We start from the raw sequence: 19493 nt of genomic DNA, 5'->3' as shown, positions 1-19493 counted from the left end.
TCAGAAGAGAGGAGCGATCTATAATGTTAAAAAAAGCGATTGCCTGCCTGCTGGTTTTAGCCGGTGTATGTTCGTTTCACACCAGTGCAGCAGACAGTAAAAACGAGCAGTTCGTAAATGTAAATGTTTTTAATAAAGTATATTATGGAACCGTTACGAAGAATGCTGATGCCGGAGAAGCTATTTTCACTCCTGCCGGTAAATCCGCTGATTTTCTTCAGATAGAAGGAAGATGGGATGACGATGCTTTTTCCGGTGACTGTGTCATTTCTTACAAAGATGGAGAATCAGCAGAAGTTCAGTACAAAGACGGTCTGATTTCAGGAAAAATAAAAGAAACAGACCCTGACGGCATTTTTTTAAAATATTCTGCCATTGCCGGAAAACCATACAAAAAAATTAAATCCTATTCTGCCGATTCCAAAGCAGCATCTGTAGACTGGTTTTATCTTTGTACTCCAATCTCAGAATGGAAAGCAAATGCCCGGTCTATACCTTATAAAGAATTAACAGAAAATCCTTACGATCACGTTGATCATCCAATTGAGCTTGAAGGTGAAGTTCAGGAAATCTACGAAAGCACAAAATATGCCTATTTCAAGATCAAAGATGATGCCGGCAATCCTTATCTGTTTCGTGCCGTAACATTAAAAACAGATAAATTTGCTACTCCATGTATTCCAAATCTTTCCGTAGGTGACAGGATAAAAATTTACGGCGTTTATAATGGTTTGTCCGAGATTTCGGACAGCTCTACCATTTTATATCACCGCCTGCTCGGTTACAAAAAGTCATTTGATTCATTTAAGGACTGGATTATTTCAGAAGATGCCATGAAACAATACAGCGATCTGGTATCCGTTACGGATGTCGAAGCTCTTGATTCTCTTCCGGAATTTACCACGATCTGTGGGGAAATTGAAGACGATGACACCGCCGCTGATCCGATGCACCTGACGAAAGATTACAGAGAAATCTGCAAATATCCTCTTTATTATGCTGACTCAAAAGTTTCCGTAACCGGCAAAGTTGTATATGAAAATGCTGATGCCGAGTCAAACAATCTGGTTATGCTGTTATCTGAAGAGGGCACAGGACATATCTATTCATTATCCATGAAAATGAAAGACTATGTTTCCTATCTGGATAAGAAGATCACCTGCTCAGGAACCTTCAATGGAAATAACAAGATTCCTTACTGCAATCCGAACAGTCTCTCTGTCGGGTATGCACTTTTTCCAAATATTACTGTTGGCAAGATTCAGGATTGATTTCTTTAAAAGGAAAAGACTTATGAAAACACGAAATTATGGTATTGATTTTCTTCGAATGATTTCTATGATTATGATCGTCATGCTCCACACTCTGGGGCATGGCGGTATTTTACGTTCTGTTTCTTTTTTATCGGTACATTATCAGATTGCGTGGCTGCTGGAAGTGATTGCCTTCGGTGCTGTAAATACTTACGCTATGATATCCGGATTTGTCAGTGTTGATTCTCATTTTAAGATTTCAAACATTCTGATTCTTTGGCTTCAGGTCTTATTTTATGGAATCCTGATCAACACAGTTTTCTTTTTTCTGCTTCCGGAAAGCAGAAATACATCCGGCTGGATACAAGCACTCTTTCCGGTCACCCGAAAAGAATACTGGTATTTTACTGCTTATGCAGGAGTGTTTTTTCTCTCCCCATTTATCAATCAGATGTTTCGGAATCTCTCCGAAAAGCAGATAAAAACTTTATTCTGTTTTATTTTTGTCGTATTTTCTGTGGTTCCAAGCATTTCACAGACTTTTACACCGCAGCAGGATGTTTTTTATACGGGCGACGGATACAGTGTTTTCTGGCTCACACTGATGTATCTTCTCGGTGCGTGCATCAAAAAACTGAATCTGGTCTCTCACTCTAAAAAGAAAAAATACTTTATCTTATATTTTTTCTGCATTTTAATTACATGGAGCAGCAAAATTCTTGTTGAAAAATTTCCGATCAGCGGATTTACTCTGGATTCTTCTTTTTTGATTCACTATACTTCGCCTTTTATTGTAGTGTCTGCCATGTCATTGCTTCTTGTTTTTGGCAGCATGAATTTTTCTGATTTTGCAAAAAAATGATCATGCTGATATCACCGCTTTCTTTCGGTGTCTATCTGTTGCATGATCATCCTCTTGTCCGCAGTTATGTCATGACAGACCATTTTGCTTTTATCACAAATGGTTCTGTTTCAAAAATGCTCTTATTCTTTTTCGGAATTATCCTTGCCATTTTTGTTGTTGGCTGCTGTGTAGATGCGGTTCGAAGCAAACTGTTTCAGTTGCTTCACATACGCAAATCCTTAAGTAAGCTTGACCGATATTTTGATGTCTGAACGATTACGGAAGACTGTGTAACTATTTCAGACAAATCGAATCATTTACTGCCAAATCTATAAAAATACTTTTAAACATTTCTGTTTTTCATACTCGCAATCAGTCTTCGATAGGATTCTTCCAGATCTGTTTCCGGCTGCCATCCAAGTGCCATCAATCTGGTGGCAGCCAGATGCATTTTTGTATCACTGGCATATCCAAATTTATTTTCCTTTGGAATATCAAATACAACCTCTATCGGCTTTTCTGCAATCTTCTCTGCAACAAATTTTGCCATATCTGCAATCGTAATATGCGATTTCTCATTCACCACATTATAGGCCTGCATATTTTCGCCTTTAACCAGAATGGTCAGCAATGCCCGTACTGCATCCGCCGTATAGCAATAATTTCCTTCGGATTTTCCTTCTGTATGAAGTACAATATCACTGCCCTTCATGGCACTTCTTGCAAACTGTGCAAAAACACGGTTTTCCCCCGGCAATACTCCAGCACCAAACGTCTGTGCCAGTCTTGCAATCTTCACCGGAACTTCATACTGCGTTCCATAGGCAACGCACATATTCTCACACATACGCTTGCTTTCCGGATAATTGCTCCGTAATGCCAGCGGATTTAAATAACCCGTCATTTCCTCTGTCACCATCTGATCATCCTGTAAATTTAATACCCCATACATTTCCATTGAAGAAACATAAACCATGCTTCTGACCTGTTTTTCCTTTGCAAGTTCCAGCAGATTCTCCGTTCCGTTAAGAGACGTCCGGATCACGTCCACCGGTCTGCTGATCATGATTTTAGAAGTCGTGATACTCGCACAGTGGATGATATAATCAATCTTATCTTCTACAGCAACCGGCATCGTAATATCTCCGATCACCAGCTTTAAATCCTCTCTCTTTAACAGATCACCAAAAAGTCTTTCTGCCTTTTCCTGATTACGCACAAGTGCCAGGATTTTGATACCTGTCTCTTTTCTTCGATTACAACACTGTAATGCTTTTACCAGCAGAGAACCAATCAGCCCGGTCGCTCCCGTTACCAGAACTGTCTTGCCCTTCAGCTCTTCCAATGGAATATCACTCTCTGAAATACGATCCAGATCTTCCTGTAAAATAGAATCGTCTGCACTTTCCTGTAAAATTTTATGATTCATTTTGCATCTCCTTGTCTGTTACTGTAGCCGTCTTACTGTTCTTTTTTAGGATTGTATATGTAAAATGTAAATAACAGCCTGCATAAATAATTACTATATACTTGTCAAGTCCCCCATTTGAAAACAGATAATTTCCATAAGTAAATAAACTAAATAATATTACCACCGAAGAATACTTTAAATAGTCTTTATTGATGCAAGTAAGTATAACCAAAAGTATTTCCAACGGATATGCATATCTTTCATGCATTGCCGGTAAAAACAATACACAAGTCCAGATAAACCAGCTCGCAATACATACAAAATTTTCAGGACGACTGCAATCTAACTTTCTTTTCATAATAATATACAATCCCATACCACATATGCTTGCCGCCATAACGATTGCTGCCGTTTTCAGCCATTCATAATCATTTCCTACAAACATCCAAAAGCTCGGAAAATTCACATGCATATCCTGGTATGTACCTGTCTGACTCGCATAAATTCTAAACGGATCAAGTAAGCTCCGTCCCTGGACAAAAGCACATATTCCCGATATCCAGAAGGTAAACACGGTAATAAGAAGTTCAAATATGCTAAATTGTTTTTTATAAATATAGAAGCATATAATAAATGGAAAAATAAATATTGTCTGCATTTTAAATGCAAAAGCAATACCTAAAAAAACAAATGCACTGTGATATTTTCCCTTATACAAATACAGTAATGTAAGAATGATAAAGGTCGTATAAATAGAATCGCATTGTCCCCAGTAAGCAGAATTAAGAATAACGGTCGGCAACATGATAACTGCAGCAAACGTAATAAAAAATACTTTATCATTTTTTTCTTTTTTGCTCAATTCGCATGCAAATATAGCTGCTGATATTGCCATGCAAAAATCAAAGAAAATCGATAATATTTTATAGTAATAAATGCTCTTGTCTCCTATATATGTAAATAATGCTACTATTGTCTGATATAATATATTGTAATCTCCAACCTGATTTTTTAAACTATGGATGCCTCCGTTATCCGCTATTTTTTGAAACCATCCCAGAAGAAACCATGTCATATCACCGGAAACAAAATCTCTTCCTGCATAACGTACAGCAATTGCCAAACCTGTAATTGCCAGTATAAATAATATATTAACATTTCGTTCCACAAATTCTACAATTTTTCTTTCTATTTTGAACATTTCTTTTTCTCCGCCTTTTCATCTTTTTCCCATGTGCGTTCACTGATAATATATCGCGGTCTTGCTTTTACTTCCATATAGATTTTTCCGATATATTCTCCCAAAACACCGAGACAGATCAACTGTATTCCTCCCATAAAGCATACGATACATACCGTACTGGACCATCCGGCTACGGTTCTTCCTAAAATTGTTGCAACAACCGCCCAGATAATTCCTATAAAACTTAAGGCAGAAACTCCAAGTCCAAACCCTGCAATCAAGCGAATCGGTTTTACACTCAAACTTGTAATTCCATCAAATGCCAGTGCAAGCATTTTGGAAAGTGGATAATGAGATTCCCCGGCAATTCTTTCGTGCCTTTCATAATAAACGCTCGTACTTTTAAATCCTACCAGTGGAATCATACCTCGCAAGAATAGATTGACTTCTTTAAAATTTGCAAATTCCTTTAATACTCTGGCTGAAACCAGTCGATAATCTGCATGATTGTACACAATCTCTCCCCCAAGTTTATTTAATAGCTTATAAAAAGTCTGAGCCGTAAATCTCTTAAAAAATGTATCTGTATCACGATTGCTTCTTACACCATATACGATTTCGCAGCCCTCATGATAACGATCCACCATCGCTTCCATAGCAGCTATATCATCTTGTCCGTCACAATCAATTGAAATAGTAATGTCCGCAACATCCTTTGCTTCCATCATTCCTGCCAGAACAGCATTTTGATGTCCTCTGTTTCGGCTCTGACAAATCCCGATGAAATGTTCGTCTTTCTCTGAAAGTTCCTTAATCAAATCCCATGTTTTATCCTTACTTCCATCATTGACAAATAAAATTCTGCTGTTTTCACTTATTTTATCTTTTGCTATCAATAAATTCAGCTCTTCCAGAAACATTTCTGATGTAATAGGAAGCACTTTTTCTTCATTGTAACAAGGTATTATCATATATAATCTTGGTTTCATTTTTTCTCCTCAAATATTTTTATAATCTGCTTTTCTTCTTTATCTCACTGTTTAATTTTTCTATTCCAATTGCTGCTAAAATACAAAATACCGGAGCATATGTATACAGATATCTGGCTCTCGCTTCGAAAAGAACTTCAAATAAGGTCAGTCCTGCAATGGAAAGCATCAGCACTATAATCTCCTGCCGATTTTCTTTTCCCAATCCCGAGAGAGCAGCCGCACCCAGCACAAAAACCCAGATACTCTGCATTACTGTTACATAGATATCATAATATTTGTGATCTGCATAATATATATTTCTTAGAAAGACAGCTATATGATTATCAGGCTGCGGAAAAACAACCATAAAAAAGTTTCCTTCTCCGCCCCATGCATAAGTACCATCATTATAGACAGTAAGCATCTTTTTTGCTAAAAATCGAAGATAACCTGCTATTCCCATATCTTTCATTCTTTCAAAAGTTCTTTGTATATTTGCTTTTTTTCTTTCCTGTGGCGTTGCAAAGGATTTTGAATATATCACATCATCCCCAACGTAAAGACCTCCACCTTCTTCATTATTTCCCATCATCAGAAAATGGGACATTCCCAATCTCTGATTTGAATCCAGAACAATTTGATTTTTTTCACAAATCAGGTTGATACTTGTTTTTATTGTTATTAGTGAAAAAATAAAACATCCCGCCAACATCACAATTTGAAGAAGTTTTTTCTTGTTTCTTAAACAACTGAAAAACTGGATGATAAACAGTGCTATCAGCATAATAAGACATTGTGGCTTGATATTATATCCGATACATCCTGCAATCACTGCCATAATTTTGGAAATCCAATTCATTTTTTCTGTTTTATTTGGTTTCATAAATAAATAAAACGTCAGTATCGGAAAAACCAATCCTAACGAATCTGAATAAAAAACAACATTCCACGGAGATAACCCAAAATTTAAAACAGCTAATATAAAGGCAGCAAATGCAATTTCTTTCTTACAAATGAGACTGGCACTTTTATATGTCAAATAGCACGCAGCAACGTTTATCATGGAATTAAGAACAGCAAAAACCATTAACTGTACAACTTCATTTTCATTTGCAAACAAATTACAGAAAGAAATAACAGCTGACTCTATAAACAGCAGCAGTAAATTATTTGGATACATAGAAAATGGATATCTTATAACGATATCCGCCCGATTTCCGTTTACAAATATTTTTGCACTGTTGTAAACTCCTCCTGCATCCCATCCAGGTTCAAAAACTATATTGTATGCAATAAAAATTTGAACAACAAATAATATAATCAAAGAAATTTTTACAATTAAATCATACTTCCGTATCCTCTCTGCCTTCTGCTTTCCATTTTTTTATATCGCCAGTAATATACGAATGCTCCAGCTAAAATAATTCCCCCTAAAATTACAATATTTGGAATCAAAAATCCTTTTTTTAATTTAAAGCTGCACCATTGTCCAAATAATATCAACAAAAATATTATTCCAACTATAAGTGCATACAATTTTTGCGTTGCCTGATAAGTAAACTTTTTCACTTTTTCTCCTCCGATTTTATTATATTTCTTTTGTATTATACCTTACTTTTTTTGCTTTTTAAAGCTCACAGTTTATAAATTATTTTTACTCCATTATCCTTTTCATTTTTGAAAAGTTTTTTCTGCTCTTTTTGATATTTCCAATTTTCTTCCAAAAGTATTCAAAAAGATTGACAAGCATCACTTATTCATTTATAATAAGCACAAACAATCTTTATTTCATTTTTTAATCTGACTTTCATTGCCGTTCGGCAGGAAAATCCAACAAAATCAAATACCTGCACAGGCGGCTTGAAGAAACTGTATTTTTATCTGTCTCATAAGAAAAATTTTTATATTCAGGTTGTTCTGTGTCAGATGAACTCACTTATCACTTAACAAAAGAAAAGGAGCAGCCTATGGGACAAAAAGATATTACAGAAAAACTACTGGAAGATTATAACGATGTATTTGCAGACATTATAAACGGACTGATTTTTAACGGGGAACAGCGAATTTTGCCGGAGTCTCTGGAAAATACTCAGGTTCATTCTCAATATAAATCAGAGGATGGAAAAATTCATGAACTGGAGAGGGATGTTGCAAAATACTGGAAAGACAAAAAAGTAGAGCTTGCAATCTGTGGAATTGAAAATCAAAGCATTGTAGAAAAAAATATGCCATTCCGTATTATAGGTTATGATGGTGCTTCATATCGCAGTCAGTTATTAAAAGAACGTAAAGAAATTCTTCCGGTTATGACGATTGTCTTATACTTTGGCACAAAACATCACTGGTATAGCCAAAAGAACATCAAAGGATTGATGAAAATTCCAAAAGAACTGGAAAATTATATTAATGATTATGAAATGAAAATATTTGAAATTGCATGGCTCTCAGAAGCAGAGATTGACCGTTTCCACAGTGATTTTAAAGTCGTAGCAAATTTCTTCGTTCAGAAAAGAAAAAATAAAAACTATATCCCGGATGATCCAACAGAAATTCGTCATATAGATGAAGTACTGAAACTTCTTCAGGTCATGACCGGTGATGAACGTTATCTGACAATATTTCAGGAAAAGAAAGGGGTTCGAAGTATGTGTGACGTAGCAGAAAGACTTGAAAAAATGGGCATTGAAAAAGGCTTGAAGCAAGGTATTGGAGAAGGAATTAAGCAGGGAATTAAGCAGGGAATTGAACTCGGTAAAACTGCCGGTATCCACGCTGAAAAAGTTCGCGTATATAAACACCTTATCGAAAAGGGATTTTCAGAAAAAGAAGCACGTGAAATCGCCGAACTTCCAGAAACACTGAATGTATAATTTTTATCTCATATATTAAAAGAGCTGCCACTCCGGTGTTTTTTCACCTTTGTGGCAACTCTTTTAGACTACTCTTTTATTTCAGAATTGATACTCTCGACTCTGGTTTATTTTGTAATTTTTACGCTTGCTTTCTGACCTTTTTTACTCAGAAGTTTCTTGTAGCTATTTAATTTCTTAGCTGGAACTTTAATCTTGCAGTTCTTATGGATTCCCTTGAATGCATTCTTTCCAACGCTCTTCAGAGATTTGGATTTGATTGTAATAGTCTTCAGATTTTTAGCTCCGCTGAATGCATTTGCACCGATCTTTGTTACCTGACTTCCGATGACAACTTTCTTCAGTTTTCTGTTGTTCTTAAATGCATTTTTAGCAATTCCAACTACTTTATATCTTCCGTCTGCCAGTTTCACACTCTTTGGTACGTTAAAGCTTGTATTGTTGGCTTTACGCGGTTTTACCAGAACTACTGTCTTTTTCTTTGCGTTTGTTACACGATAGATACCTTTTCCTACTTTTGCTTCTGTTCCAACAGTTGGATTCTTGGAATCGGTTGAAGGAGTTTCCGGCTTTTTATCCGTTGACGGTGTTTCTGACTCAGGTGCTTTTTTCTGAAGTTTTGCTGCTGCTGCCTGCAGATCTGCAAGTGCCTTCTCTAAGTCTGCTTTCGTTGCCTTTTCATCTTTTGCTGCGTTTGTAGCTGCTTCCAGAGCTTTCTTATACTCTTTCCAAGATTCTGGTGTATAATCACTTTCCTTCTTGTCTTTTAAAGCAGTAAGTTCATCATTGATTTTTGTAATCAGTTCATCAATAACCTGCTGTTCGATAAATACCGTAACCTCACAGGAAGCACTGTGCTTTCCATCTTTAGTGGTTACTGTAATCACAGCGGTTCCGTTTGCAACTGCCTTTACATTTCCTTTTTCATCTACTGTAGCTACTTTGCTATCCGAAGTCGTAAATGTTACATTCTGGTTTGCACTATCCTCCGGATTTACTTTTACGTAGATTCTTTCTGTCTGATCTTTTTTGCTCAGGCTCATTTTCTGTTTATTGATCTGAATGCCTGTTGCTTCTTTACTTTCTTTTGAGAATACGAATTTATCAATTCTTGGTCCTTCTTTTTCTGTTCCTTCAAAAACTAAAGTGCCATGACCTTTTTTTGTTACATTAATGGTAAATTCTGCAGTATGTACCTGTGTTGCACCGGCTTCTCCATATACATCCAGACTTCCACTCTCTACATTAGTACCCTTCCATGAAAATACATTTGGATTTCCGCCTGCCTCTGTACGTCCACTCTGATAAGTAGCCTTCACTTTATACTGTCCTGCTGCCGGAGCATAGAAGTTCATGGAAATAGTATCTCCATTCATAAACCAGTCGACCACTTTTCCGCCACTTGCTTCAGATCGTTCCACTACATGTACATGGTTGGTAGAATCTCCATTTAACGGCTTCAGTGTAAAGTCCTCTGCCTCTACTTCTGTTTCTTCTCCTGCTGTTGGAAGAACCATTCCTGTGCTGCCTGTTGAAACAAGTTCATTCTTAGCTTTTACAAGTGTATTCAGGGCAGTTTTCTTCTGTTCATCCGTTGCCTTTTCATCGAATAACAGATCCTTCAATGTGGAAACTGCACTCTGGAATGCATTTGCACTTGTTGCTTCATAGTCTGCAAGATTGATTTCTTCTGCTCTTTCCATTATTTTATCTACATTTGGATGATACAATGTTACATGTGTATAACTGTCTGTATCGAAAGATGCTTCTGAATTTTCTGCCTGCATCAATGTGAAATAAAAGTCTTTTCCATCAGCACTTCTGTCATTCTCCAGTCCTGTCAGAGTAATTGTCTTTGATGTTTCTCCATCTTCAAACGTTACGGTTCCTGTCAGGTTGATATAGTTTACTCCTTGTTCTGCCCCTGCTGACTGTGTTGAATATCCAACAGTAACTTTTCCATGTGAACCTGCAGTACGTGTAATTTCAACATCATATGTTCCGCCATACAGCAGATCACATTCTTTTTGTTTCATACTGAAGATACCGGAACCATCTGCATACCAGATCTTACTGATACCAAGTGCCTGTGAAGTTCCCACAAGTTTGATGGTATGCTCTCCATATGCAAGTTCTTTCGTCGTATACAGCAGGGCTCCCATTTTTCTTGAAGCCTGTTTTGTACTTACCGTATCAACTTTTGTTCCATCAATGTAAACGTCCATGTTTCCATGATTTGGATCAGCTGTTCCAATAACCCATGCTTTTGTTCCTGTAAATTTAAAGCTGGCTGTTACACCTGCATTTCCCCATGCAGAACCCTGTGCTACACCATCTTCATCTGCTTCGAATGTCCAGTTACCTTCTCTTGTTGCCTTACTGATTCCTATCTTTTTCAGGTTAGTCGGAAGTACCGTACTTCCTGATGACTCTACTTCGAATCCTTTTGCTGCTTTGTATACGCCTACATTACAGATCTTCGGTGTTGCTTTTGCCCCTGTGATATTGATACGTACTGCGGTTCCTTCTACTGCTTCACTGCGGCACAGACGCTTTGCAGAAATCGTAGCTCCTTTTCCGAAATCATGCCATCTTCCTGTTACGTCTTTATATTCTACTGTGAAAGAAGAAATCGTCTGTCCTTTCTGGATATATTCCTCGATAGAAACAACATCGAATTTCTTAATACCATTCAGATTAATCTCCAGACTTCCTGTTGTCTTACCATCTTCCGGTGCCCAGTATGTTTCATCATATGTCTGACCTTCCGGAATCGTATCAATTACTTTACTTGCCGAAAATTCTTTGGAATTTCCCCATACAGAAGTTGCACTTGCTGTTACACCTTCTTCTTTGGTAAAGTCCTCATCAAAGGTTTCCTGAATGTTGCTTCCAAACTCTTTAAAACGGTTTAACTGTGTTTCTCCTACCTTACCCTCTTTATTTGGAGACAGATTCATAAGTAAAGTTGCACCTCGTCCCACGGTACGGAAATAAATATCTGCAAGATCTTTTTCTGATTTTGTCGTACTGTCTCCTGCTGAATCTCTCCAGAACCATCCTGCCAACATTTTCGTGTCAACTTCCGGTACAGACCACTGTACACCTTCGCTCACACCAATATAAGCTCCATCGGATTTTGGTAATTCCTCATAGTCTTCACCAATATTGATCTTTGCCCATGTTTCATTAGATGCCCAGCCTGATTCGTTTCCAATCCAGTGGATACCACCCGTTCCTGCCAGTGCTTTATCTTCAGCACCGTTCTTACCATTTACCGCTTTACCTGTTCCAAATACCTGACAGTGCGGATTATTCTCTCTGATAGCACCCAGGATTGCTTTCCAGTCGTATGTCTGTCTATTACTTGCACTTCCCTGTGCTCCATCCATCCACCATTCTACAAAACGGTCAGAACGGCGTTTTGGATTATTATTGCCATATTTATAGCTTCCATCTGCTTTTTTTGCCTGACAGATTTCATTGATCCATGCTACATACAGTTTATTGTAATCCGTGAAAGTTCCTTTCTCACTTCCTTTATTATGGTTGTTTTTCTTATTGTTGTTATCGCCGAAACATCCATATTTATCTTCATAGATATCCCATGGTGAAAGATAACAGCCCATATCCAGATTATACTTGGTACATGCATCTGAGATTTCTTCCAGAATATCTCCTTTGCCGTTTTTATAGTTTGTACTTGCTATATCATAATCCGTATACTCACTTGACCACAGACAAAATCCATCATGGTGTTTTGCTGTGAGGATCAGACGGCTGAATCCAGCTTCTTTTACCGCTTTTACAAGAGATTCTGCATCAAAATCTTTCGTCAGAGTAAAAAGATTTACCGGAGCAGTCTCTCCATACTTTTCGCCCCACTCAACGTTATTAAATGTATTCGGTCCGAAATGACAGAATGCTGCTGTCCCCTGTTTCATGTACCAAAGCTGTTCATCATTCGGTGTTGCTCCCCATGCTGCAGGCTCTGCCACCGTCGTGTCATTTAAATCTGCATCTGTTACCATCTGAGCATCTGCTGCGAATACCTGACTCATCGGTACTGCCGGTCCGGAAATAACCATTGCAGCTGCTGTCATAATAGCTAAATACTGTTTCCACTTCATAAAAACCCTCCTGTTTTATAAAAAAACATGTTTATGTATCTGCTTTATCTTAACATTTTCAATTTCTTTTTTCAATTACTATTTACTAAAAAAAGCTGATTACCGGAAGATTTTTTATCTATCCTTCCAATAATCAGCTTTCAGAGATTCTTTTTTTCTATCTATTTTGTCCTGTAATTTCCTGCTTTGTGTCAGAAAATCATAAAATTTATTCTTTTGTGCGTTATTTTTTGATACTCTATTTTACAAATCTGTTTACTATATAAGCGTTTGCTTCTTTTTCTTCCTGATCATCCAGTGGCTGAAGCTCAATGTCTTTTCCGTATTTTCGCTCCAGTGCTTTCTCTATCAGCCAGTCACAGACCTGTGGATTTTTCGGCAGCAGTGGTCCGTGCAGATAGGTGCCGATCACATGCTTGTATACAATACCTTCATAGCCAGATTCACCGTCGTTTCCGGAACCATACAGGACTTTGCCAAACGGCTGGTTATCACCGATATCGGTACGTCCGCCGTGATTTTCAAATCCAACGACCGGCATATCAAAAAGATCGCTTTTCAGCACGATATTGCTGATCAGTCTTCCCGGTTTCTGCTCCGTATGGAGTTTGACCAGATGCAGTCCTTCCATGCGGCCTTCGTCCGTCTGATAGTAATCTCCAAGCAACTGATAACCACCGCAGACAGCGATCACAACACCGCCGTCTTCCACATAATCTTTAAAGTTTTTCTGGATCTGCTGCAGTCTTTTGCAGACGATCATCTGCTCACGGTCAGAACCGCCTCCGAGCAGCACAATATCTAGTTTGGAAAAATCTACTTCATCTTCCAGTTTAAATTCCAGCGTTTCTGCTTCAATGCCTCTCCACTGGCAGCGTTTCATCATGCACTGGATATTTCCCCGGTCTCCGTAGAGGTTCAACAGATCCGGATAAAGATGTCCGATTGTAATTTTCATAGCTTCTGCCGCCTCCTACGCTTTTTCCTGCTCTAATTTTTTCAGGATATTGTGAGTGTCATAAAGTGCCGTATAATTTACCAGCACGTACAGATTTCCGGTTCCGTCTGCAATGCGGCTGCGGATCGCCTTTTCTACATCCGGTTCCAGCCTGGATGGAATATCAACATATTTCAGACGCAGACGCATATCCTGGCATCGGATTCCGCTGACCGTGATCGACGCTGCATTCATATCCTGAAAACGGTCAAAATCCACATCCCAGAGCCAGGAAATATCCGTACCATCCTGATCTTTATCGTTGATCAGCACGATGATATCTTTCGGTTTGTCATCTTCCTGCACTGCGGAAATATTCTGGTTAAATCCAGCCGGATTCTTTGCAAGGTTCAGCAGAACATCGGTATTTTTGATATGAAAATGCTCCATACGTCCGTTCTGCGGATTGTAGTCTGCCAGCACTTTGTTGTAATTCTTTAATTCCAGACCGGCTGTGCGAGCTGCTGCATAGGCTGCCAGAATATTATAAACGTTGTAGAATCCACGGTAGTTGGCTTTTATTTCTCTGTTATCCACATCGAAGGAAAGTTTTCCACCGCTTTTTACGTTTTCAGCATCAAAATCGAGCTTCGGTCTTTTAAATCCGCAGTTCGGACACTCATAATCCCCAAGCTGACTGTAATGGTAAAAATGGTAATTCAGCTTTTCTCCGCAGCATTTGCAGAACTGCCCTTCCCGGATCTCTCTTGCATTTTCTTTTTCCTGCTGACACTGCTTTCCGATACCAAACGTAACATATTTGTTACCGGAATCTTTTGCAAGAAATGCCGAAAGTGCATCATCGCCATTTACGACAAGTGTCATATCAGGAGCCATATGCATGGCTTTTTTGAGCAGTTCCATCGTAATATCAATCTCCCCGTAACGGTCGAGCTGATCACGGAAAAGATTGGTCAAAATCATATAGTCCGGTTTAAAATACGGCAGAACTCTTACTGTTGATGCCTCATCAATCTCAATACACGCATAATCCGCATCCAGTTTTCCGTTCCATTTTGCTGCCAGCACGAATGCCGATACGACACCGTTGAGCATATTGGAACCGGTGTGGTTGCAGATCACTTTCTCACCTTCTGCCTCGATTGCCGAGCAGAGCAGATTATTGGTTGTCGTCTTTCCGTTTGTTCCGCAGGTGATAAAAATCTTTTTACGCACCTGCCCGGAAAGTTCCATCAGGATTTTCGGATCTATTTTAAGTGCAATTTTGCCGGCCAGGGTTACCCCCTGTTTGCCGGCAAGTTTACATACTACACATGTTGCTTTTGAAATCCAGATTGCAAGCATTCTTCGCAAAATCATGGTCTTCCTCCAGTTTGATTACTCCTGTGTTGTCTCTTCGTTTTTGATTTCTTCGTCGTTTTTCTCATCTTCGATCATTTCGTCTTCGATTTTTTTAATGATATCTTCGCTGTCTGCTGAAGTTTCACGGACTTTCGCAATACTTGCCACAGATACGTTCTCCGAAAGATTCATAAGTTTCACACCGGATGTCACACGTCCAAGAACGGAAATGTCGCTGCACATCATACGAATGACAATGCCTTCGGTATTGATCATCATGATCTCGTCATCCATATGGAGGTTCTTCACACCGATCACGTTTCCTGTCTTCTCCATGATCTTATAACATTTCACACCTTTACCACCGCGGTTCTGGCTCTTGAACTCATCGATCGAGGTCAGTTTTCCCATGCCGTTTGCAGATACGATCAGAAGGTGATCTCCCTGTGTATTGAGCTGCATACCAATGACTTCGTCGCCGTCATTGAGCTGCATGCCGATGACTCCCATCGCCGTACGTCCCATGCTGCGGACATCGGTCTCCGGGAAGCGGATACACTGACCGTATTTTGTTACCAGGAAAATATCTTTCTTGTTGTTGGTCAGCTTGACTTCGATCAGTTCATCATCTTCACGCAGGCTGATGGCTGCAAGTCCTGTCTTTCTTACGTTTGCATAATCCAGAAGCGGTGTCTTTTTCACGATACCCTTTCTGGTTGCCATAAACAGATATTTGCCCTGCTTGTACTCTTTGACCGGGATCATCGCCGTGATCTTTTCTTCCGGTGCGAGCTGGAGCAGATTGACGATCGCCGTTCCTCTTGCCGTACGGCTGGCTTCCGGGATTTCATATCCTTTCAGGCGGTATACTTTTCCGGTGTTGGTAAAGAACATCAGATAGTGATGTGTATTCATCATCAGCAGTTCTTCGATGTAGTCGTCTTCGATGGTCTGCATACCCTTGATGCCCTTGCCACCGCGGTTCTGAGCCTTGAAATTGTCAACACTCATACGTTTAATATAACCAAGTTTTGTCATGGCGATCACAACATTTTCACGCGGGATCAGATCTTCTGTAGAAATATCATACATATCAAATCCAATGGAAGTTCTTCTCTCATCACCATACTTATCTGCGATTTCCATGATCTCTGTTTTGATCACGCCAAGCAGAAGATTTTCGTCTGCCAGAATGGCTCTCAACTCCTTGATCTTTGCCATCAGAGCTTCATACTCTGCTTCGATCTTCTCTCTTTCCAGACCGGTCAGTGCACGCAGACGCATATCTACGATCGCCTGTGCCTGTGCATCGGAAAGTTCAAAACGTGTCATCAATGCTTCTTTTGCAAGTGCTGCTGTTCTGGATGCACGGATAATGCTGATGACTTCATCAATATGATCCAGTGCGATCAGCAGACCTTTTAAGATATGTGCACGTTCTTCTGCTTTGTTGAGTTCGTACTGTGTACGTCTTGTAACAACATCTTCCTGATGTCTCAGATAATGCTGGAGCATCTCCAGAAGATTCAGAACTTTCGGCTCTTTGTTTACCAGTGCGAGCATAATCACACCAAAGGTATCCTGGAGCTGTGTATGTTTGAAAAGCTGATTCAGTACGACATTTGCGTTGACATCTCTTCGAAGCTCAATGTTGATACGCATACCTTCACGGCTTGATTCATCTGTGATCGCTGTGATTCCGTCAATCTTTTTATCACGTACCAGTTCTGCCATTTTTTCGATCAGTCTGGCCTTGTTTACCATATACGGCAGCTCCGATACCAAAATACGGCTCTTGCCGTTTGGCATGGATTCGATTTCTGTTACGGCACGCACACGGATCTTGCCGCGTCCTGTGCGGTAAGCTTCCTGGATTCCTCTTGTTCCGAGGATCATTGCACCGGTCGGGAAATCCGGACCTTTTACGATATCCAGGATTTCTTCGATCTCCGTCTCCCTGCCTTCTTCAATGCGGTTGTCGATGATCTTCACAACGGCTTTTACAACTTCACGCAGATTATGCGGCGGAATATTCGTTGCCATACCTACGGCGATACCGGTCGTACCATTTACCAGAAGATTCGGAAATCTTGCCGGAAGTACATCTGGCTCTTTCTCCGTTTCATCGAAGTTTGGTGAAAAATCTACCGTATTTTTATCGATATCTGCAAGCATTTTCATGGAAATTTTGCTCAGACGTGCCTCAGTATATCGCATGGCAGCAGCTCCGTCGCCATCGACAGAACCAAAGTTTCCGTGGCCGTCTACCAGCGGATATCTGGTTGACCAGTCCTGAGCCATATTTACCAGTGCTCCGTAGATGGAGCTGTCTCCATGTGGATGATATTTACCCATGGTATCACCGACAATACGTGCACATTTACGGTGCGGCTTGTCAGGTCCGTTATTCAGTTCGATCATGGAATACAAAACTCTTCGCTGCACCGGCTTCAGACCGTCTCTTACATCCGGCAATGCACGTGCTGCAATAACGCTCATTGCATAATCGATATAAGATTCTTCCATGGTCTTTTTCAAATCCACGTCATGTATCTTATCAAAAATATTGTCTTCCAACAGTTTTTCCTCCTACTTCCGAGCACTAAATATCCAGATTTTTTACAAACTGAGCATTCTCTTCAATAAATTCTCTTCTTGGTTCTACCTGATCGCCCATCAGCGTTGTAAAGGTAACATCCAGTTCTGAAGAATTCTCGTTATCCATAACAACACGGCGGAGCACTCGTTTTTCCGGATCCATGGTAGTTTCCCAGAGCTGCTCTGCATCCATCTCTCCAAGACCTTTGTAACGCTGGATCTTGTTGTTCTGGTCTCGTCCGACTTCTCCCAGAATCGCTGCCAGCTGCTCATCGCTGTACGCATACCAGACTTTTTTGTTTTTCTCCAGTTTATACAGTGGTGGCTGTGCCAGATATACATGTCCTTCTTTGATCAGATCCGGCATGAAACGGTACAGGAATGTCAAAAGCAGTGTACTGATATGTGCACCATCAACATCGGCATCGGTCATAATGATGATCTTGTCATAACGCAGTTTTGAAATATCGAAATCTTCGTGGATACCGGTTCCGAACGCAGTGATCATCGCCTTGATCTCCGCATTTGCATAAATACGGTCAAGTCTTGCTTTCTCCACATTCAGGATTTTTCCGCGAAGCGGCAGGATTGCCTGGGTTGCACGACTTCTCGCTGTCTTTGCAGAACCACCGGCAGAATCTCCCTCAACAATATAGATTTCACAGTTTTTCGGATCTTTGTCTGAACAGTCTGCCAGTTTTCCAGGAAGAGACATTCCTTCCAGTGCAGATTTTCTTCTGGTCAGATCTCTTGCTTTTCTGGCTGCCTCTCTCGCTCTCTGAGCCATGATAGATTTCTCAAGGATCATTTTTGCAACCTGCGGATGCTGTTCCAGATAGATCATCAGCTGCTCGGAAACAATATTGTCAACGGCACCTCGTGCCTCACTGTTGCCCAGTTTCTGCTTGGTCTGACCTTCAAACTGCGGATCTTCAATCTTGATGCTTACGATCACGGTAAGACCTTCACGGATATCATCACCGGAAAGTGTCTCGGTGTCCTTGATCAGTTTATTCAGTCTCGCATAAGAATTAAAAGTCTTTGTCAGTGCATTTTTAAAACCAGTCAGATGGGTTCCGCCTTCCGGAGTCGTGATGTTATTTACAAAACTGTAGGAACCTTCGGTGTATCCATCATTGTGCTGCATGGCAACTTCCACATAAATATTATCCTTCATTCCTTCACAGTAAATAATATCCGGGTAAAGCGGTGTCTTGCCTTTATTCAGGTAAGTCACAAACTCCTTGATACCGCCCTCATAATGGAACGTCTTTTCGATTGGTTCTTCCGGACGGTCATCTCTTAAAACAATTTTGATATTTTTTGTAAGAAATGCCATCTCACGAAGTCTCTGTTTAAGCACATTAAAATCAAAAACTGTTTCTTCAAAAATTTCGCTGTCCGGCAGGAATGTAACCGTTGTACCTGTTTTCTTTAGATCACATTCTCCGATCACTTTTAATTTATATACTACTTTTCCTCTTTCATATCGCTGACGATAAATTTTACCTTCATGGTAAATCGTAACTTCAAGATGTGTAGAAAGTGCATTTACAACAGACGCACCTACACCATGCAGACCACCGGAAACTTTGTATCCGCCACCGCCGAATTTTCCGCCGGCATGCAGGATCGTAAACACGACTTCTACCGCCGGAATACCTGCTTTGTGGTTGATTCCGACCGGAATGCCTCGTCCATTGTCAATGACTGTTACGGAATTATCTTTATTTATCGTTACCTGGATGGTATCACAATACCCCGCAAGAGCTTCATCAACTGCATTATCTACAATCTCATAAACCAGATGATGAAGACCTCTGGAGGATGTACTGCCGATATACATACCCGGTCTCTTTCGTACAGCCTCAAGACCTTCCAATATCTGAATCTGATCTGCACCGTATTCTGCATTGCTCTCTGTGCCCATAGTA

General features: G+C 39.9%; 14 protein-coding genes. 4 read left to right on the top strand and 10 right to left on the bottom strand.

Going from position 1 to position 19493, the window contains the following annotated elements; genetic code table 11:
• Positions 1-23: 23 nt before the first annotated feature.
• The 3 genes from LKD42_RS04590 to LKD42_RS04580 are packed head-to-tail and all read left to right on the top strand — an operon-like array spanning position 24 to position 2369.
• Positions 24-1271, top strand: coding sequence for an MORN repeat-containing protein (locus tag LKD42_RS04590; RefSeq protein WP_248834943.1), 1248 nt, complete (start codon positions 24-26; stop codon positions 1269-1271).
• A gap of 22 nt (positions 1272-1293) precedes the next feature.
• The gene (locus LKD42_RS04585; RefSeq protein WP_248834942.1) at positions 1294-2115 is read left to right on the top strand and encodes an acyltransferase family protein; all 822 of its coding nucleotides are present in this window, start codon (positions 1294-1296) and stop codon (positions 2113-2115) included.
• Complete coding sequence (locus LKD42_RS04580; RefSeq protein ID WP_248834941.1) at positions 2112-2369, top strand: hypothetical protein; 258 nt, start codon at positions 2112-2114, stop codon at positions 2367-2369. Before LKD42_RS04585 ends, LKD42_RS04580 begins: the two co-directional genes overlap by 4 nt.
• 71 nt (positions 2370-2440) lie before the next feature.
• On the opposite strand, the gene LKD42_RS04575 is transcribed toward LKD42_RS04580, so the two are convergent.
• Genes LKD42_RS04575 through LKD42_RS04555 form a run of 5 tightly spaced genes read right to left on the bottom strand, consistent with a single transcriptional unit; the run spans position 2441 to position 7231 of the window.
• Complete coding sequence (locus tag LKD42_RS04575) at positions 2441-3526, bottom strand: NAD-dependent epimerase/dehydratase family protein (protein ID WP_248834940.1); 1086 nt, start codon at positions 3524-3526, stop codon at positions 2441-2443.
• Positions 3516-4709 (bottom strand): hypothetical protein, encoded by a 1194-nt coding sequence (locus tag LKD42_RS04570; RefSeq protein WP_173866815.1) that lies wholly within the window; start codon positions 4707-4709, stop codon positions 3516-3518. The genes LKD42_RS04575 and LKD42_RS04570 overlap by 11 nt, the downstream gene beginning before the upstream one ends.
• Positions 4697-5680: a glycosyltransferase family 2 protein gene (locus tag LKD42_RS04565; RefSeq protein ID WP_173866816.1), complete on the bottom strand. Its 984-nt coding sequence runs from the start codon at positions 5678-5680 to the stop codon at positions 4697-4699. The genes LKD42_RS04570 and LKD42_RS04565 overlap by 13 nt, the downstream gene beginning before the upstream one ends.
• A gap of 19 nt (positions 5681-5699) precedes the next feature.
• Positions 5700-6986, bottom strand: coding sequence for a hypothetical protein (locus tag LKD42_RS04560; protein ID WP_248834939.1), 1287 nt, complete (start codon positions 6984-6986; stop codon positions 5700-5702).
• Positions 6987-7000: 14 nt separating this feature from the next.
• Positions 7001-7231: a hypothetical protein gene (locus tag LKD42_RS04555; RefSeq protein WP_248834938.1), complete on the bottom strand. Its 231-nt coding sequence runs from the start codon at positions 7229-7231 to the stop codon at positions 7001-7003.
• 398 nt (positions 7232-7629) lie between these two features.
• Between LKD42_RS04555 and LKD42_RS04550 the strand changes: the two genes are divergently transcribed.
• Positions 7630-8532, top strand: coding sequence for an Rpn family recombination-promoting nuclease/putative transposase (locus LKD42_RS04550; protein WP_248834937.1), 903 nt, complete (start codon positions 7630-7632; stop codon positions 8530-8532).
• 107 nt (positions 8533-8639) lie between these two features.
• Here LKD42_RS04550 and LKD42_RS04545 read toward each other — a convergent pair whose 3' ends face one another.
• The 5 genes from LKD42_RS04545 to gyrB all read right to left on the bottom strand — a co-directional run bounded on the left by LKD42_RS04545 (position 8640) and on the right by gyrB (position 19489).
• Positions 8640-12662 carry an alpha-L-fucosidase gene (locus LKD42_RS04545; protein ID WP_248834936.1) on the bottom strand — a complete coding sequence of 1341 codons (4023 nt, stop codon included), beginning with the start codon at positions 12660-12662 and terminating at the stop codon, positions 8640-8642.
• Positions 12663-12900: 238 nt separating this feature from the next.
• Positions 12901-13620 carry a type 1 glutamine amidotransferase gene (locus LKD42_RS04540; protein WP_248834935.1) on the bottom strand — a complete coding sequence of 240 codons (720 nt, stop codon included), beginning with the start codon at positions 13618-13620 and terminating at the stop codon, positions 12901-12903.
• 15 nt (positions 13621-13635) lie between these two features.
• Entirely contained in the window at positions 13636-14979 is a 1344-nt protein-coding gene (locus LKD42_RS04535; RefSeq protein ID WP_022118264.1) for a Mur ligase family protein, read from the bottom strand.
• Positions 14980-14997: 18 nt separating this feature from the next.
• Positions 14998-17538, bottom strand: coding sequence for a DNA gyrase subunit A (gene gyrA, locus LKD42_RS04530; RefSeq protein ID WP_173866477.1), 2541 nt, complete (start codon positions 17536-17538; stop codon positions 14998-15000).
• A gap of 25 nt (positions 17539-17563) precedes the next feature.
• Positions 17564-19489, bottom strand: a complete 1926-nt coding sequence (gene gyrB, locus LKD42_RS04525) for a DNA topoisomerase (ATP-hydrolyzing) subunit B (protein ID WP_248834934.1) — start codon at positions 19487-19489, stop codon at positions 17564-17566.
• Positions 19490-19493: the final 4 nt, after the last annotated feature.

The sequence above is a fragment of the Hominisplanchenecus faecis genome (genome assembly GCF_020687205.1).
Taxonomy (GTDB): domain Bacteria; phylum Bacillota; class Clostridia; order Lachnospirales; family Lachnospiraceae; genus Hominisplanchenecus; species Hominisplanchenecus faecis.
Note: the sequence above shows the minus strand (reverse complement) of the source record. Positions and strands in the feature narration are given on the sequence as shown.

What these genes read in the sequence shown, in the direction of transcription:
- LKD42_RS04540 (WP_248834935.1), bottom strand. Translation starts at nt 13,620, where the DNA reads ATGAAAATTACAATCGGACATCTTTATCCGGATCTGTTGAACCTCTAC.
- LKD42_RS04545 (WP_248834936.1), bottom strand. Translation starts at nt 12,662, where the DNA reads ATGAAGTGGAAACAGTATTTAGCTATTATGACAGCAGCTGCAATGGTT.
- LKD42_RS04580 (WP_248834941.1), top strand. Translation starts at nt 2,112, where the DNA reads ATGATCATGCTGATATCACCGCTTTCTTTCGGTGTCTATCTGTTGCAT.
- LKD42_RS04550 (WP_248834937.1), top strand. Translation starts at nt 7,630, where the DNA reads ATGGGACAAAAAGATATTACAGAAAAACTACTGGAAGATTATAACGAT.
- LKD42_RS04535 (WP_022118264.1), bottom strand. Translation starts at nt 14,979, where the DNA reads ATGATTTTGCGAAGAATGCTTGCAATCTGGATTTCAAAAGCAACATGT.
- gyrB (WP_248834934.1), bottom strand. Translation starts at nt 19,489, where the DNA reads ATGGGCACAGAGAGCAATGCAGAATACGGTGCAGATCAGATTCAGATA.
- LKD42_RS04590 (WP_248834943.1), top strand. Translation starts at nt 24, where the DNA reads ATGTTAAAAAAAGCGATTGCCTGCCTGCTGGTTTTAGCCGGTGTATGT.
- LKD42_RS04575 (WP_248834940.1), bottom strand. Translation starts at nt 3,526, where the DNA reads ATGAATCATAAAATTTTACAGGAAAGTGCAGACGATTCTATTTTACAG.
- LKD42_RS04565 (WP_173866816.1), bottom strand. Translation starts at nt 5,680, where the DNA reads ATGAAACCAAGATTATATATGATAATACCTTGTTACAATGAAGAAAAA.
- LKD42_RS04585 (WP_248834942.1), top strand. Translation starts at nt 1,294, where the DNA reads ATGAAAACACGAAATTATGGTATTGATTTTCTTCGAATGATTTCTATG.
- LKD42_RS04570 (WP_173866815.1), bottom strand. Translation starts at nt 4,709, where the DNA reads ATGTTCAAAATAGAAAGAAAAATTGTAGAATTTGTGGAACGAAATGTT.